The following is a 14,407-nucleotide window of genomic DNA, read 5'->3' as shown; positions in this document are numbered from 1 at the left end:
GGATAATAAGATGAAAGATTTTTTAACAAGACCTGCTTGGATTGAGATAGATCTTGATAAATTTGAAAATAATATGAAGATAATAAAGGACAAGGTTGGAGAAAAAACTGAAGTCATGAGTGTTGTGAAAAGCGATGCTTATAGACTAGGTGCCCTTCCCCTATCACAAGTTTCCCTTGACCTTGGAATAAATAATTATGCAGTGGCAACTCTATCAGAGGCCCTAAGCTTGAGAAAAAAATTTCCTAAAGTTAACATTTTGATCTTGGGTTACACTCCTCGCCATCTATATGAAGATGCAATAAGAAATCACATTACACTTACAATTTATTCCCTAAATGATGCCCTAGTTTTAAATGAGCTTGCAGGTGACTTGAAAGAAGAAGCTAAGATACATATTGCCTTTGACTCTGGTATGTCAAGAATTGGTTTTACACCTTGTGACGAAGCAAAAAAAGAAATTTGTGAAATCTTTAAACTTGAAAATATAAATGTGGAAGGAATTTTTTCTCACTTTGCAGCTTGTGAAGCTGATCCAGAATTTACTGAAAGACAGTTCAAGACCTTTACAAAATTTATTGATGACTTAAAGAATCTTGGATGCAAATTTAAATTTAGGCACATTGCAAATTCTCATTCAGTTCTCTTCCATGACGAGTACGACCTAGATATGGTTAGACCTGGTATAATTCAATTTGGTTACACTGATAGCGATCATCTACCTGAGGAGTTTGGTTTAGAAGAAATTATATCCTTGAAGGCACAAATTTCTTCTATAAGAGAAGTAAAGAAGGGCGAAACTGTTGGCTACGAAAGATTTTATAAGTGCCCAAGGGACACAAAAGTTGTAACTCTTCCCCTTGGCTATGCAGATGCCTTCCCCCGTATCCTCTCAGAAAAAATTGAAGTTTTAATTAATGGCAAGAGATGCAAACAAATTGGTCTTATATGTATGGATCAAATGATGATTGATGCCACAGATGTGGACTGCAAGATTGGCGATGACGTTGTCTTAATTGGTCGACAAGAAGGCGAAGAGATAAAGGTTCGTGATATCTGCATCCATTCTGGCGATTGTGAAACATCCTTTATAACCCACTTCAATAGGAGACTTCCAAAATACTATTACAAAAATAAAGAACTTGTCCACGTGAGCAAGATGGACTGACACAGGCTATGACTTTCATAGCCTTTTTTTATTTTTATTTTTTATTGCGTCACCTTTACTTTACAAGTTTACATAAAAAAAAGAGGGTCGATGCCCTCTCAATCTTTAAATTTTATTCTTCGATTATTTCTTCTACTTCAACTTCAACAACTCCACCATCATTATCTTCTTGGTCAAGTTGTTCCTTGACAGAATAATATTCTTTAAATACAACATCTTCAAGTTCTTTTCTTGCTTCAGCACTAATAGGATGGGCAATGTCTCTGTATTCATCATTAGGAAGTCTTCTGCTTGGCATTGCTAAAAATAATGATTCTTTGCCTTCTATTATTTTTATGTCGTGAAGCACGAATTCGTTATTAAAGGTAACAGATACTATTGCTTTAAGTTTTCCTTCAGTTGGCAATTTACGTAGTCTTACATCAGTTATGTTCATAGAAGTATCCCTCTCTTTCTTTATCACATTATAACATAATCTGATTATTAATTGAATATATTACTTCAATATTTTCTCTGAATTTACTTAAATGACAAGTTAAAAAATTTTCTCACCTTAGAAAATATGTTATAATTAAAGAGAATTGGAGGAAGTAAATTGTTTGAAATTAATATAGATAAAAGTGATTACAAAAATATATTTTTTATTGGCATCGGTGGCATCTCTATGTCTGCTCTTGCAGAGTTAATGTTGGCTAAGGGTTATAAGGTTTTTGGAAGCGACAGGAGTCCTTCCATTAACACAGAAAAATTAGAAAAGAATGGTGCTACTATTTATTACGAACACAAGAAAGACCACATTAATGGAATGGACCTTGTCATCTTTACAGATGCAATCTCCTTTGATAACGAAGAATATGTTGAAGCTGTAAAACAAAAAATAGATCTTGTAGACCGTGCAAGTTTCCTTGGAGCAGTGATGAAGAACTACGACAAATCAATTGCCGTTTCAGGAACACATGGCAAGACTTCTACTACATCAATGCTTACAGAAATTATTAAGGACCTTGATGTCAATCCTACAATTATGCTTGGTGGTCAACTAAAGGATATTGATGGAAATATAAAAATTGGGGATAAAAAATTATTTTTAACTGAAGCCTGCGAGTACAAGGCAAACATCCTAAAGTATTTCCCTACAACAGAAATTATTTTAAATATTGACGAGGACCACCTAGATTACTTTGACAACATTGACCACATAATAAGAACCTTTAAGGCTTACGTTGATAACTTAAGTGAAAGTGATTATGTAATTATAAATATTGATGATGAAAATACAAAATCCCTCTTGCCTATTACAAACTGCAAGGCCTTTACTTTTGGAATAAATAATCATGCAGACCTTATGGCTAAGAATATCGAGTTTAGCGAAGAAGGTTTCCCAGCTTATGACCTCTACCTTAGGGGCGAAAATCTTGCCCACGTTGAACTTTCAGTTCTTGGCAGACACAATATTTTAAATTCTCTTGCAGCAATTGGGGCAGCCTATGTAAATGGAATTTCAATTGAGGATTCTATTGCTGGTTTAAAAACTTACAAGGGCGTTGAGAGAAGACTTGAAGTGAAAGGATTCTACAAGGGTGCTAAGGTAATGGACGACTATGCCCACCACCCAACTGAAATAAAATCATCAATTCATGCAATTAAAAATGCCTGCAAGGGTAAACTCTACACAGTTTTCCAACCTCATACTTTTACAAGAACAAAGCTTCTTCTTGATGCCTTTGCAAACTCCTTTGACGAATCTGATGTGATTATAATCACTGATATTTATGCAGCTCGTGAAAAGGACTATGGTGATATCCACTCAAAGACTCTCAGAAATGCTATTGCTGAACACAGGGACAATGCCTTTTACATCTCTGGTTTTGAAGACATAGCTAAGTTTGTAAAAGAAAATATTTCAAAGGACGATATTTTTGTAACTATGGGAGCTGGTGACGTTTATAAAATTGGCGAGATGCTCTTAGCTGAAGATAACAATAATTAAAAAAATTAGGAACTCTCGTGAGTTCCTTTTTTCTTACTCTTATAAAGATATTCTTTCATTAAAAAATCTCCCCTCAGGGAGATCTTTTAATTTAATATGCTCTTATTGTTTTGATTTACATTTATAGCATTCTTATTTGTTTCTAAGTTCTTATTCTTAATAGCCTTATTGGCTTCACTATTATTTGCATTATTCTTAGAGTTATTTACATTGTTACTAGAAGTATTAACATCTCCATTAGCTTCAATATTTTTCTTATCTAAGTCTTTTTTATCTTCGAAGAATGAAATTTCAATTTCACGACTTTCATTGATGTAGTTTACATTCATACCTAAGTTCTCTGCAATAAACCTAATTGGCACATAAGTCCTGTCGCCCTTAATTATTGCAGCTTGATCAATAGCAATTTCCCTTCCATCAACTGTGATTTTCTTAGAATTAATTGGAAGAATTATATTTTTGCCATTGCTATTTACTGTCACTACCCTACTATCTCCATCCCATTGAACATCTCCGCCTATTGCCTCAACGATAAATCTAAGAGGGACAAGGGTCCTTGAGTTTGAAATAAATGGTTTTGCATCCATCTTCTTAACTTGACCATTAACTGTGTAGTTCACATCATTTATTTTCATCTTTATAAGTCTTGTGTTTTCATCATAAAGTGAAAGGCTTGTAGTTTTAGCTCCAAGTTTTACAATAATCTTTGGATTTTTTCCATAGTCATTAATTTTTATATTAAAATTATTTGGATTTACTTCAGCCTTTAAGTCTTCAAAGGAGTAAGTTAAAACTCTTGGAGAAATATTAATCTTTCTTCCCTTGTACTCTCCTGTTGCATCAACTTTAATTTCGCTACCCTTTTTAACAATATTGTTTTTTGTTGAAAGCTTTAGATTGCTATAGCTTGATGGATCAGCAACATTAAGCTCCTTGCTAAAGCCATCGCCCTTATCAGCTTGAAGCTTAATTGTAAACTTGCCAGGAGTTAATGGAAGATAGCTTTGACCATTTAAGATATTTGCTCCATTGGAAGAATCTGAAATAGTGTAAGTCCTTGTATTTATATCAATTGGGTTTAAAAATTCATCCCAAGCTGATTTTAATTTTAAGTTAACTTGTTCACCAACAATAGTGTCTACATCACTTTCAAATTTTCCATCAGTAATTAAGCCAGTGTTCTTACTTGTGTTATAAACTCCAAGTCCATTTACAACCCTTCTCTCAGCACCATTTCTCTCTGGATTTGTTGCCCTAGTCCTGTTTAAGTCTCCAAGATTTCTAATAGCCATGGCTGTTGAGCCACCACCATCAAGGTTCATAGCCTTATAAACTCCTATTTCCTGCATAAATTTTGCAAGTTCAGCAATTGTTAAGCCTGACGATCTTTTAGTCCTTCCCTCAGCAGTTACTACATAAACTGTTTTACCATCTTGACTAATTCCAACAGCAGTCCTTGCCCTTACACCGTCAATAAATTTAATATCTCTTGTGTAGGGTTTTACAGCTCCATTGTCAACTAAGACTGCGTGACCACCAATCATCATCTTCCAGTTTCTATTAGGTTCAATGTTGTATTTTATGCCTAACTTGTCTCCCACTTTTACATTGTCTTGGATAAATTTGATGGCGGAACCAGAAAATTGTAGGATTTTCTTTCCCTTAGGGATAGACATATCAAGTCCCTTATTGTAAGAAATTTGTTCAACTTCATTGTTTTCATTTAAGAGGACTTCTCCACCATTTTTATCTCCCCTAGTCTTAGCTGTCCAGAAGGAATCATACAATTGAATTTTATTTTGGTGGGAATACTCCATAGATGGTTGGTACCAATACTTAGTTTTGTTTAATCCATCAATATGAAAAGATCTACCATTAGGAGCAGTGACGCTTCCAACAAACTTTGTAAGTTCAATAAAAGCCTTGTCATTACTGTCAATTCCAAAAGACCAGATGTCATTTAAAACTGCTGGCGATGATTTAGTCTCTCCATTAATAACTGATGGACCTTGTGGAGCACCTTCTAACTGCATAGTGAAGAAGTCACCATTGACAAGGGCTATTGCATTAGTCCTATTTGCCATTTGAGAAACTGTGGCCTTATTAGTATAAGTTCCACCACCAGCTACAGTGTTAATCTTTGCATAGGGATTGTTTAAATCAACCTTTATTACATTTACCTCTGCATTTCCTTTACCTCTCTTAACTTGGTACTTGTATCTTACAACTCCAGGACCTATTGGCTCTTGGAATAGCAAATTGTTCTCTGCAAATACCTTTGAACTTATTAAGAGAAAAAATAAAATCAATGCAATACTAATTTTTTTCTTATTCATTTAATCTACCTCACTTAATTAAAAATTATAAATCATAGCTAAGCCATTCACAAAGAATATTGTGACTTGTAACAAAAACTTAATTATAAATTAAAAAGACCCAGATGAGAAATTTTTACTCCCCATCTAGGTCTTTGTGAAAATAAATTTTTTATTTATTTAGAATTTCGTCAAAAGTTTTTGTAAACTCTTTAATATCTTCTAGTCTTGTGTCGCCCATGTGACCAACTCTAAAAGTCTTGCCAGCAAGTTTTCCATAGCCGTTAGAAATTAAAAATCCCTTCTTCATAAATTCTTGGCTTATAGTATCGAACTCCAAGTTTCTTGTATTCTTTACACAAGTTATTGTTGGAGAAAGGTACTTCTTGTTGCCAAAGACTTCAAAGTTTTCATTAGCCCACTTCTTAAAATACTCAGACATTTCTTCATGTCTTTTGAATCTGTTTTCAAGTCCTTCTTCATTAACAATATAATTCAATTGATATTCAGCAGCAACCATATTAGAAATAGCTGGAGTTGATGGATATTGGTAGTTGTGTTCTTTTACATACTTGTATAAAAGAAGTAAGTCAAAGTAGTGACCCCTATTCTCAACAGTCTTTGCCTTTTCTACAGCCTTTTGTGAAAAAGATGCAAAGCTAAGTCCTGGTACAAGACTTAGACATTTTTGTGAAGAAGTAATTGCTATATCAATTCCATACTTGTCTTGATCAATTGGAGTTCCACCAGCAGAACTTACTGTGTCAAGAGCCCAAATAATATGAGGATACTTGTCAATAAGAGGCTTTAATTCATCCAAACTATTTAAGATACCAGAAGATGTTTCGTTGTGAGTTATACCAACAAAATCATATTCCTTTGCCTTTAAAGCTTCTTCTAACTTATTTGGGTCAGTAGCTTCTCCGTCATCTGATCTTAAGATGTCAGTTTCTATTCCATTTTCAAGTCCCAACCTTTGCCAAAGTTCTCCAAAGGATCCTATGGCACAAATAAGAGCCCTCTTCTTAGTACAAGACCTAATGGCACCTTCCATAAGTCCAGTACCTGATGATGTTGAAACAAGGATTTGTTCCTTAGTTCCAAATATCTTTTGCATATTTATTGTAATTGATTTTTGAATTTCTGATGCTTCCTTAGTTCTATGTCCAATTACAGGTTTGTCAAATTGTTTTAAAACTTCACTGCGAACAGACACAGGACCGGGTAAAAATAATTTCATTTTCGTTCCCCCTTATCTATTAAGAAATAATAATACAAATCAAAACTATAGTCAAACAAAAAACTTTTTAACTTATTACAATAAAATTTGTTTATTAAGTATATATTCTATGTTTTATTAAAAACTATATACTCCTAATATACAGATGTTAAATATATTGCTTATTTCTTTTATATGCTTTATACTAAATATAAATAAAATATTAGGAGGAAATTAAATGGAAAAATTAAATATTTATTTAGCAAATCTTGCAGTTGAACATATTAAGCTTCACAATCTTCATTGGAATATAGTTGGAAAACAATTCGTGGCTATTCATGTATATTTAGAATCCGAATATGATAAAGCTGCTGACAGACTTGATGAAATCGCTGAACTTATTAGAATGAGTGGACAATTCCCAACAGCAAGCTTTAAAAAATATCTTGAAGTTGCAACAGTTAAAGAAATTGAAGACTCTAAGGAAATTCCAACAAATGAAGCTTTAGAGATTCTTCTTGCTGACATTAAGCTACAAAAGGAACTTGCATTAGAAATTAGAAAAGAAGCAAATGATAAGGACAACTTCCCAGTAGCTAATACTATGGAAGACCATATCTCAGACTACAATAAACAAATTTGGTTTATTGAATCAAGCTTAAAATAAAATAATAATTCTTAAATAAAAATAATCATTAGATTAAAATACTTAATCTAATGATTATTTTTTTATTTTAATTTTGCAAAAATCATCTTGCCTGCTGAAGTTTGAAGAGCCGATGTAACAACAACATTTACCTTTTCTCCAATTAAGTCCTTGCCATTTTCAACAACAATCATAGTGCCGTCATCTAAATAAGCAAGACCTTGGTTGTGCTCCTTACCTTCTCTTACAATTAAGATATCCATCTCTTCGCCGGGAAGATATAGAGGCTTAACTGCATTGGCAAGCTCATTGATATTTAAAACATCTAAATTTTGAACCTTAGCTACCTTGTTTAAATTAAAATCATTAGTCACGATTTTTCCATTTAATTCAATGGCAAGCTTCAAAAGTTTGGAATCCACTTCAGGAATTTCTTCAATCTTGCCCTTGTAGATTATAACTTCAACATTTTTTAGCTCTTGAATTTCTGCAACTGTATCAAGACCTCTCCTGCCACGATTTCTCTTTAAGCCATCAGCAGAATCAGCTATGTGTTGTAGTTCTTCAAGTACAAAAACAGGAACAACAAGAGGGCCTTCAATAAACCCTGCCCTTGCTATGTCAAGTATCCTTCCGTCAATGATAACAGAAGTATCCAAGACCTTGGGAATGCCTGTGCGATCCTTTACCACATCCTTGGGCTTTGCATTTCTTTTAACAGCCAATGATGTAAGATCCTTAACTTTTTCTGATATAGTGTCCTTATTTGACATCCCAATATTAAGACCTAAATAACCAAGCATACCATAAAGCAATATTGAAATTACCGAACCCACATAGGGGATTGGAATCTTGTAAATAGGTTGTGAAATTAAGAATGCTATTATGAGACCAAGAATTAGTCCCACAGCGCCTAGTATAACTTCTGTAAAAGATTTTCTTTGAATTTGTCTCTCCCAGATAGCCAACAAATCTTCCAAAGCCCTAAAGGCCTTTGGAGAAAGCATAAAAAATATAAGTGCAAATAAAAGTACAACAACAACAGAAATGCCTGTTGTAATTTTTTGGCTACCAATAGCTTTTACAAAGTTAACATCTGATAAAACAGATACAATAAAAACACCTACTAACGCGCCTATTACAGTAAATAGAAACTTAAAAATTTTGGACACAATTTTTCGGTTTTTGCTAATAAAAATCCCTCCTTATCCAAAAATGGCATCATCAATTAATTTTGTCACTTCTTCAACATTTTTTTCAAAAACAAGAACCATCTCTGATACAATAATCTGCTTTGCCTCATTCAAGATCTTCCTCTCACCAGTTGATAGGGACTTTTCTCTATCTAGGCTCTCAAGAGATCTTACAACATCAGCAATTTCCATTAAATCACCAGATTTAATCTTGTCAAGATTGTATCTATATCTTCTATTCCAATTTTTTGGCATAGAAATTATCTCTCCAGAAGATAGGTTTTTTAAAACCTTCTCCATAGTATCAGCATCAGAAATATCTCTAACACCAACTTCTTTTGCATTTTTTACAGGCACCATGACCTTAAGGTCATTTATAGGCAACCTCACTATGTAGTACTTGTGTACATCTCCAAGGATCTCTCTCTCTTCAATTGCTACAATTTCACCGGCACCATGCATAGGATATACAATCTTATCACCAATATTAAACATTTTTTACCTCCTATTGTCCCTTATACTAGTATAACAGAGCTTTTTAGAAAAGTAAACGTAATACTATATCATAATCCATTACATTATGCAAAGATTTTTTTTAATTTTTTGTATTTTATTTATTATAATTTTTCTTTGTGAAAGATATAGATGGGCATTGTGAAATTTTATTGAAGTAAATAAAAAAACTATTAAATATTTAATGTATTTTTATTAAGAATAACAGTTTAATAAATTTTTATTTAATATTTCCTTTGAGTCTTGCAATAAAGTTTAACCTTATAAGACCTTATGACTTTGCTTTTTATTCTTACTTTAGTAACAAACTATAACTTTGCTTTTTTTTATTAACTTGTAAGTCTTTATGAGTTCATAATTTTTTACAGCTTAGCAAGCTCTTATAACTTTGTAATTATTTTCTATTTAATAAATTCTCATAACTTTATAGAATCTTATAACTTTGTATTTGTTTTCAACTTCATAGAATCTTATAACTTTATAAGTATTTTTAACTTAATAAAAAGTCACAAGCTTACTTTTAAATGCTTCTCTCACAATATTTAAGAACCTTACATTTTCTTGCCATAACACCTTGTTAAAGGGCAAAAAAATCCCCTGAAAAAATCAGGGGAAATAATTTATAAATTATCTCTTGTTAGTTCTTCTCCAGATATTCATTCTTTCTGCTTCCTTAATTAGGTCATCCCTAAATTCTGGTGCAGCTATGTTAATGATACCTTCTGCTCTTTGCCATGTTGCTTGGCCCTTGCAGTTGAACTTACCATATTCAGTTACTAGCCAGTGAGTGTTAGGTCTTGCAGCTGTAATAGCTGAGAAAGTTTCAAAGTTTGGAACGATTCTTGATTCTTCCTTACCTGTTTTCTTGTTCATAAACTTAGAAGATAGACAGATAAAGGACTTTCCACCCTTAGATAAATAAGCTCCTAGGACGAAGTCAAGTTGTCCACCAGCTCCAGAAATGTGTTTTGATCCTGAAGATTCAGAACTTACTTGTCCGAATAAGTCTACGTTAACAGCGTTGTTAATTGAAATAAAGTTGTCAAGTTGAGCAATTACTCTTGCATCATTTGTGTAAGAAACAGGAGCAGACATAGCATCAGAATTAAAATCTAAATAATCATACATTTCTTGAGAACCTGCTGCGAAGGCATAAACTTGTCTAAATCTATCAATTGACTTCTTTGAACCACTTAACTTACCCTTCTTCGCCATATCTACGAAACCATCAACATACATTTCTGTATGAACTCCAAGGTCCTTTAGGTCAGAGTCAGCAATTAGAGAGCCAACAGCATTTGGCATTCCACCAATTCCTAGTTGAAGTGTTGCACCGTTAGGAATTTCTTCTACAATTAATTCTGCAACCTTTTTATCAACTTCACCGAAGCTTCCCTTTGGAAGTGCAGCAATTTCTGGATTTTCTCCTTCGATAATGTAGTCTACATCCTTAATATTAATTTCGTGTTCGAATCCTCCAAGGCAAGTTGGCATATTTTTATTAATTTCAACAATTACCTTGTCAGCAACTTCTGTAACTGCTCTCAAATGTGAAGCATTAAGACCAAAATTAAAATTACCATGCTTATCCATTGGAGGAGTTACAATAACTGCTATATTAACCTTGCAATTTTCCCTATACATTTTTGGAAGTTCTGAGTACCTTAATGGAATATAAAAACCTCCAGGTGTTTTGTTAATTCTATTTCTATCTGGTCCACCTGCGTGCCAAGAATTCCAAACAACTTTTTCTCCTGTTGGGTCCTTTTTAAATACTTCTGGCTCCCAAAGAAGTACCCCGCCTCTCAAATAAATTTCATTTAATTCATCTAGTCTTTCAGCAAGAGCCTTGTCAAAGGCAAGAGGTGTACTTGCACCCCAAGCGTAGTCAATCCACATCTTGTCCTTAACCAGTCCGGCTGCCTCTTTGGCTGTAATTAATTTCTCCTTATAGTCCTTAGAATAATCCATATTTCCTCCTTAAAATAAAATTATAAATAATCCCTTAATAGCTTGTGAGACCTTATAAACTTAATGTAACTTAAGAATTCATCCATTACTTTTTTATATTTTTCATCGCTTGTCTCTACAACTATTTTATTTTTACCCCTTAGGTCAAATATATATGCTGCCCTTATCTTAACTTTATATAGGTTCTCATAGATTGCTGAATAAAGTATTAGTTGCTTCTCGTAGGTCTTTTTTAAATCTTCTACACTACCCTTGCTGGTCTTTAAATCAATGATATAATAATCGCCACTTATATTTATAACTTGATCCATATAACCCTTTACAAGAAAACCTTTTAAGTCATAGTAAAATAAAAGCTCTTTATCTATTATACATTCTTCTTCCATTTCTAGGTAGTTAGAAATTAATTGTTTTGAAAGACTTAGTTTATCTTCATTTAATTCTTCTTCATAATATACAAATATGTCTTTTATAAGCTCATCTATGTTCTCACTCTTTAAATCATTTTTCCCATGCCTATAGGCAAACATATGAACAATATTACCAAGAGTCTTGGGGTCCATTACTTGATCTGTGCCTTGACCCTTGGTGTACCTGTCTATTCCCAAGAAGTACTTGTAGAAAAAGTCTTTCCTACTTCTCACGAAGTTTATAAAATCTGTGACTGTGTAATATTCTCTTATCCTATTTTCAAATTTTATATCTATATCAAGTGGAAGAAACTTTTCTTCTACTCGCCTTTCTTCTACATTAGAAAGTTTATATTCTCTTAGATTATTAAGATCACCCAAGAGAGAAAAGTAAGAACCTGCCCTTGCATTTTCATGATCCCCAAATAAAACTAATTCTTTTTTTGCCCTAGTCATAGCTACATAGAGAACCCTAATCTCTTCTTCCTCATCAATTGCCCTTAGTTTATTTGCAATTTCCCTGTGAGAATAATTAGAAAGGTCTGAATTTATTCCAAGTCCCAAGTCCCTATCCACTATTATCCTATTGTTACTAGAAAGCTTCTTACCCTTGTCCATGTGAGAAATTATTAGGCCATCAAACTCTAGACCCTTGGACTTGTGAATGGTAAGAAGATTAATCCCATCTTCAAGGTCTTCAAAGGTCATTGAAAAAATTTGCCTTTCAAAGGCCCTAAAGTCATTGGAATAATTTTCTACAAAGTCCCTTGCTTCTTCCTTGAACCTATAAATATATTCCCAGTCACTTCCTCTTAAAGTTCCAAGCTTATAAAAATAATCCATCAACTCATCAAGAACTTCATCTATCATTAGGTAAGATGACTTTTCTCTTATCTCCCCTAAAAAGTTCAAAAAGTTTTTTATGTTTTCTTGAGATGATTTGTAGTTTAATAAGTCTTCTGAGTTATTAATTCCCTCATTTAATATTGTCACCAAATCTTTGAATTCAAAGTTCAAAAGCTTTGAGTTAAAGAGTGATAAAAATTCTAAAAATTCCTTTGGACTGTAAATTGCAGAGAGAATGTTTTTAATAAGTCGCAAAATTTCAATTTCATCAAGTCCTCTCTCGCCCTTCTTATACTTAATTCCCCTTGCAGATAAGACTTGACCAATCTCATCAATTTGGGAGTTGGACCTTGATAGGATTGCAATATCCTTTGGCTCATATTTTTTTAATAAATCTTCTGCTAGATCTGCTATTTCAGAAATTTCAGGAGAATTATAGAGGTAGACTCCCCCACCCTCCCTATAAGAAAATTCCATTTCTTCATAAGGGTCAATTAAGTCCTTAAATTTTTCATTTATAAAATTTATTATTTGACCATCAGACCTATAATTCTTGTTCATTAAGAGGGAAACTCCCCTGTCTTCTATATCCCCAGAAAAAGAAAAATAAGATGAAAGGTCTGTTCCCCTAAAGGCATAGATGGACTGCTTGGGGTCACCAACTATAAAAATATTTGAAGAAGAAAAGGCCCTAATGATTTCATTTTGAATTTCGTTTGTGTCCTGGTATTCGTCAACAAGTATGTAAAAGTACCTAGACACAAGTTCAGACTTGACAAGAGGATTTCTTAAAAGAAGCTCTGCATAAGAAATTATATCTTCGTAATCAAGCCCCTTTAAAGCCTCCTTAGAATCCTTATAATTCTTGTCAATCTCCTTTAATATTTCTATTATGACCTCATAATAGTCCTTGTTCTTATCTTCCAAGTCCTTCTTCAATTCTTGGATAAGGTCTTTGATTTCTATAAGCTTGTCATTGTGTTTTGTAGATGTGCCAAGATTATCTTCTATTTCATTTAAAATTTCACTGTCAAAGGTCTTTAAAGATTTTATTTCATCGATCTTATTATCGTAAAAGGTCTTAAATTTATTTCCACTTAGGTTTCTGAATTCATCTAAAAGTACAAGCAAGTCATCAAAACTTTTTTCTGTCCCAGTAAAATTTAAGGACTTATTTAAAATATCATCAAAATCCAAGTTGTTATTTTTAAAATCCCTATAAAGACTTATAAAAATATTTTTTTCTTCAAAGGGAGAGGACTTGAAAGCCAAAAGATAATTTTTAAATCTTTCATCTTCGAAATTATTTAAGCATTCTTTAACAGCTTCCTCTAGGAGGAAGTCTGATTCTATGTCATCTAAAATTTTAAAGCGTGGATTTATTCCAAGAATAAAAGAATAATTCTCAACAATTTCAAGAGCAAAGGAGTGAATTGTCATCACATTGAGATCCCTTTCTTCGAAGTCAATATTGTTGAGAACAAGTTCTTTTGATATTCTCCCCAGCATTTCCTGAGCAGCTTTTTTTGTAAAAGTTATCGCCAAGATTTGCTTAGGATTTATATTATTTTTTACAATATTTATAAACCTGCTAGTGAGGACCCTAGTCTTACCAGTGCCAGCTCCTGCCATTAAGGATATATCTTTGTCAAGAGTGTAAACTGCTTTTTTTTGAACTTCACTTAGTTCCATAATTGTAGCCTTCCTTACTAATCGAAGAGAACTTTAGCAAGTCGTAAAATAAATTCACTTTCCACCTTGTAATAGATTTCTGTTCCCCTTCTATTTGATACTAAAATTCCAGCTCTCCTAAGCTTGCCTAGGTGAGCTGAAACAACGGGTTGTTGGATTTGAAAGATTTCTTGCATAGATCCAACCTTAGTTGGTCCATTGTCAATTAAATTTTTTAAAATCTTAAGTCTAACTGGATGAGCCATAGCCTTTAAAAGCTCAGTTGTGTTTTCAAACTTGTCTATTTTCTTCTTCAATTCTTACCTCCAAGTGTGTGCGAGTCACAATTTAATTTTATATATTTAGGTTATGTAATAATAAAACATTTGTCAACATCTTTTGCATAAGTGGGACTCATACAAATATTTACAAGAGAATAGCTTAGCAAATAAGACTCGTATTTTA

11 protein-coding genes are annotated in these 14,407 nt (G+C 33.0%); 3 read left to right on the top strand and 8 right to left on the bottom strand.

Features of this window, described 5'->3' with window-relative positions; translation table 11 throughout:
- Positions 1 to 10 precede the first annotated feature (10 nt).
- Positions 11 to 1,168 carry an alanine racemase gene (alr, locus tag CAN42_RS05685; protein ID WP_085875896.1) on the top strand — a complete coding sequence of 386 codons (1,158 nt, stop codon included), beginning with the start codon at positions 11 to 13 and terminating at the stop codon, positions 1,166 to 1,168.
- A gap of 112 nt (positions 1,169 to 1,280) precedes the next feature.
- On the opposite strand, the gene spoVG is transcribed toward alr, so the two are convergent.
- Positions 1,281 to 1,604, bottom strand: coding sequence for a septation regulator SpoVG (gene spoVG, locus CAN42_RS05680; protein ID WP_085875895.1), 324 nt, complete (start codon positions 1,602 to 1,604; stop codon positions 1,281 to 1,283).
- Between the two features lie 159 nt (positions 1,605 to 1,763).
- Between spoVG and murC the strand changes: the two genes are divergently transcribed.
- A complete protein-coding gene (murC, locus tag CAN42_RS05675; protein WP_085875894.1) occupies positions 1,764 to 3,158 on the top strand; it encodes a UDP-N-acetylmuramate--L-alanine ligase in 1,395 nt (464 codons plus the stop codon).
- An 86-nt stretch (positions 3,159 to 3,244) separates the two neighbouring features.
- Here murC and CAN42_RS05670 read toward each other — a convergent pair whose 3' ends face one another.
- Positions 3,245 to 5,494 carry a stalk domain-containing protein gene (locus CAN42_RS05670; protein WP_085875893.1) on the bottom strand — a complete coding sequence of 750 codons (2,250 nt, stop codon included), beginning with the start codon at positions 5,492 to 5,494 and terminating at the stop codon, positions 3,245 to 3,247.
- Positions 5,495 to 5,645: 151 nt separating this feature from the next.
- Positions 5,646 to 6,713, bottom strand: a complete 1,068-nt coding sequence (locus CAN42_RS05665) for a pyridoxal-phosphate-dependent aminotransferase family protein (RefSeq protein ID WP_085875892.1) — start codon at positions 6,711 to 6,713, stop codon at positions 5,646 to 5,648.
- Between the two features lie 217 nt (positions 6,714 to 6,930).
- Here CAN42_RS05665 and CAN42_RS05660 point away from each other — a divergent pair, with 217 nt between their 5' ends.
- A complete protein-coding gene (locus CAN42_RS05660; RefSeq protein ID WP_085875891.1) occupies positions 6,931 to 7,359 on the top strand; it encodes a Dps family protein in 429 nt (142 codons plus the stop codon).
- Positions 7,360 to 7,421: 62 nt separating this feature from the next.
- Here the strand turns inward: CAN42_RS05660 and CAN42_RS05655 are convergent, their stop codons facing one another.
- The 5 genes from CAN42_RS05655 to CAN42_RS05635 form a co-directional block, all read right to left on the bottom strand.
- The gene (locus CAN42_RS05655) at positions 7,422 to 8,510 is read right to left on the bottom strand and encodes a PIN/TRAM domain-containing protein (protein WP_062571075.1); all 1,089 of its coding nucleotides are present in this window, start codon (positions 8,508 to 8,510) and stop codon (positions 7,422 to 7,424) included.
- Between the two features lie 33 nt (positions 8,511 to 8,543).
- The gene (locus tag CAN42_RS05650; RefSeq protein ID WP_062571074.1) at positions 8,544 to 9,026 is read right to left on the bottom strand and encodes a CarD family transcriptional regulator; all 483 of its coding nucleotides are present in this window, start codon (positions 9,024 to 9,026) and stop codon (positions 8,544 to 8,546) included.
- 645 nt (positions 9,027 to 9,671) lie between these two features.
- Positions 9,672 to 11,015, bottom strand: coding sequence for a butyryl-CoA:acetate CoA-transferase (locus tag CAN42_RS05645; RefSeq protein ID WP_085875890.1), 1,344 nt, complete (start codon positions 11,013 to 11,015; stop codon positions 9,672 to 9,674).
- A 20-nt stretch (positions 11,016 to 11,035) separates the two neighbouring features.
- The gene (locus CAN42_RS05640; protein WP_085875889.1) at positions 11,036 to 13,963 is read right to left on the bottom strand and encodes a UvrD-helicase domain-containing protein; all 2,928 of its coding nucleotides are present in this window, start codon (positions 13,961 to 13,963) and stop codon (positions 11,036 to 11,038) included.
- Between the two features lie 17 nt (positions 13,964 to 13,980).
- Entirely contained in the window at positions 13,981 to 14,259 is a 279-nt protein-coding gene (locus CAN42_RS05635; protein WP_085875888.1) for an ArsR/SmtB family transcription factor, read from the bottom strand.
- Positions 14,260 to 14,407: the final 148 nt, after the last annotated feature.

Source organism: Peptoniphilus vaginalis (assembly GCF_900176605.1).
GTDB lineage: Bacteria > Bacillota > Clostridia > Tissierellales > Peptoniphilaceae > Peptoniphilus_A > Peptoniphilus_A vaginalis.
The sequence above is the reverse complement of the archived record's forward strand: the minus strand, read 5'-3'. Positions and strand labels throughout refer to the sequence as shown.

Bases quoted from the DNA above. Each gene is read 5' to 3' on its own strand.
- alr (WP_085875896.1), top strand. From the start codon at position 11: ATGAAAGATTTTTTAACAAGACCTGCTTGGATTGAGATAGATCTTGAT.
- spoVG (WP_085875895.1), bottom strand. From the start codon at position 1,604: ATGAACATAACTGATGTAAGACTACGTAAATTGCCAACTGAAGGAAAA.
- CAN42_RS05670 (WP_085875893.1), bottom strand. From the start codon at position 5,494: ATGAATAAGAAAAAAATTAGTATTGCATTGATTTTATTTTTTCTCTTA.
- CAN42_RS05665 (WP_085875892.1), bottom strand. From the start codon at position 6,713: ATGAAATTATTTTTACCCGGTCCTGTGTCTGTTCGCAGTGAAGTTTTA.
- CAN42_RS05660 (WP_085875891.1), top strand. From the start codon at position 6,931: ATGGAAAAATTAAATATTTATTTAGCAAATCTTGCAGTTGAACATATT.
- CAN42_RS05650 (WP_062571074.1), bottom strand. From the start codon at position 9,026: ATGTTTAATATTGGTGATAAGATTGTATATCCTATGCATGGTGCCGGT.
- CAN42_RS05645 (WP_085875890.1), bottom strand. From the start codon at position 11,015: ATGGATTATTCTAAGGACTATAAGGAGAAATTAATTACAGCCAAAGAG.
- CAN42_RS05640 (WP_085875889.1), bottom strand. From the start codon at position 13,963: ATGGAACTAAGTGAAGTTCAAAAAAAAGCAGTTTACACTCTTGACAAA.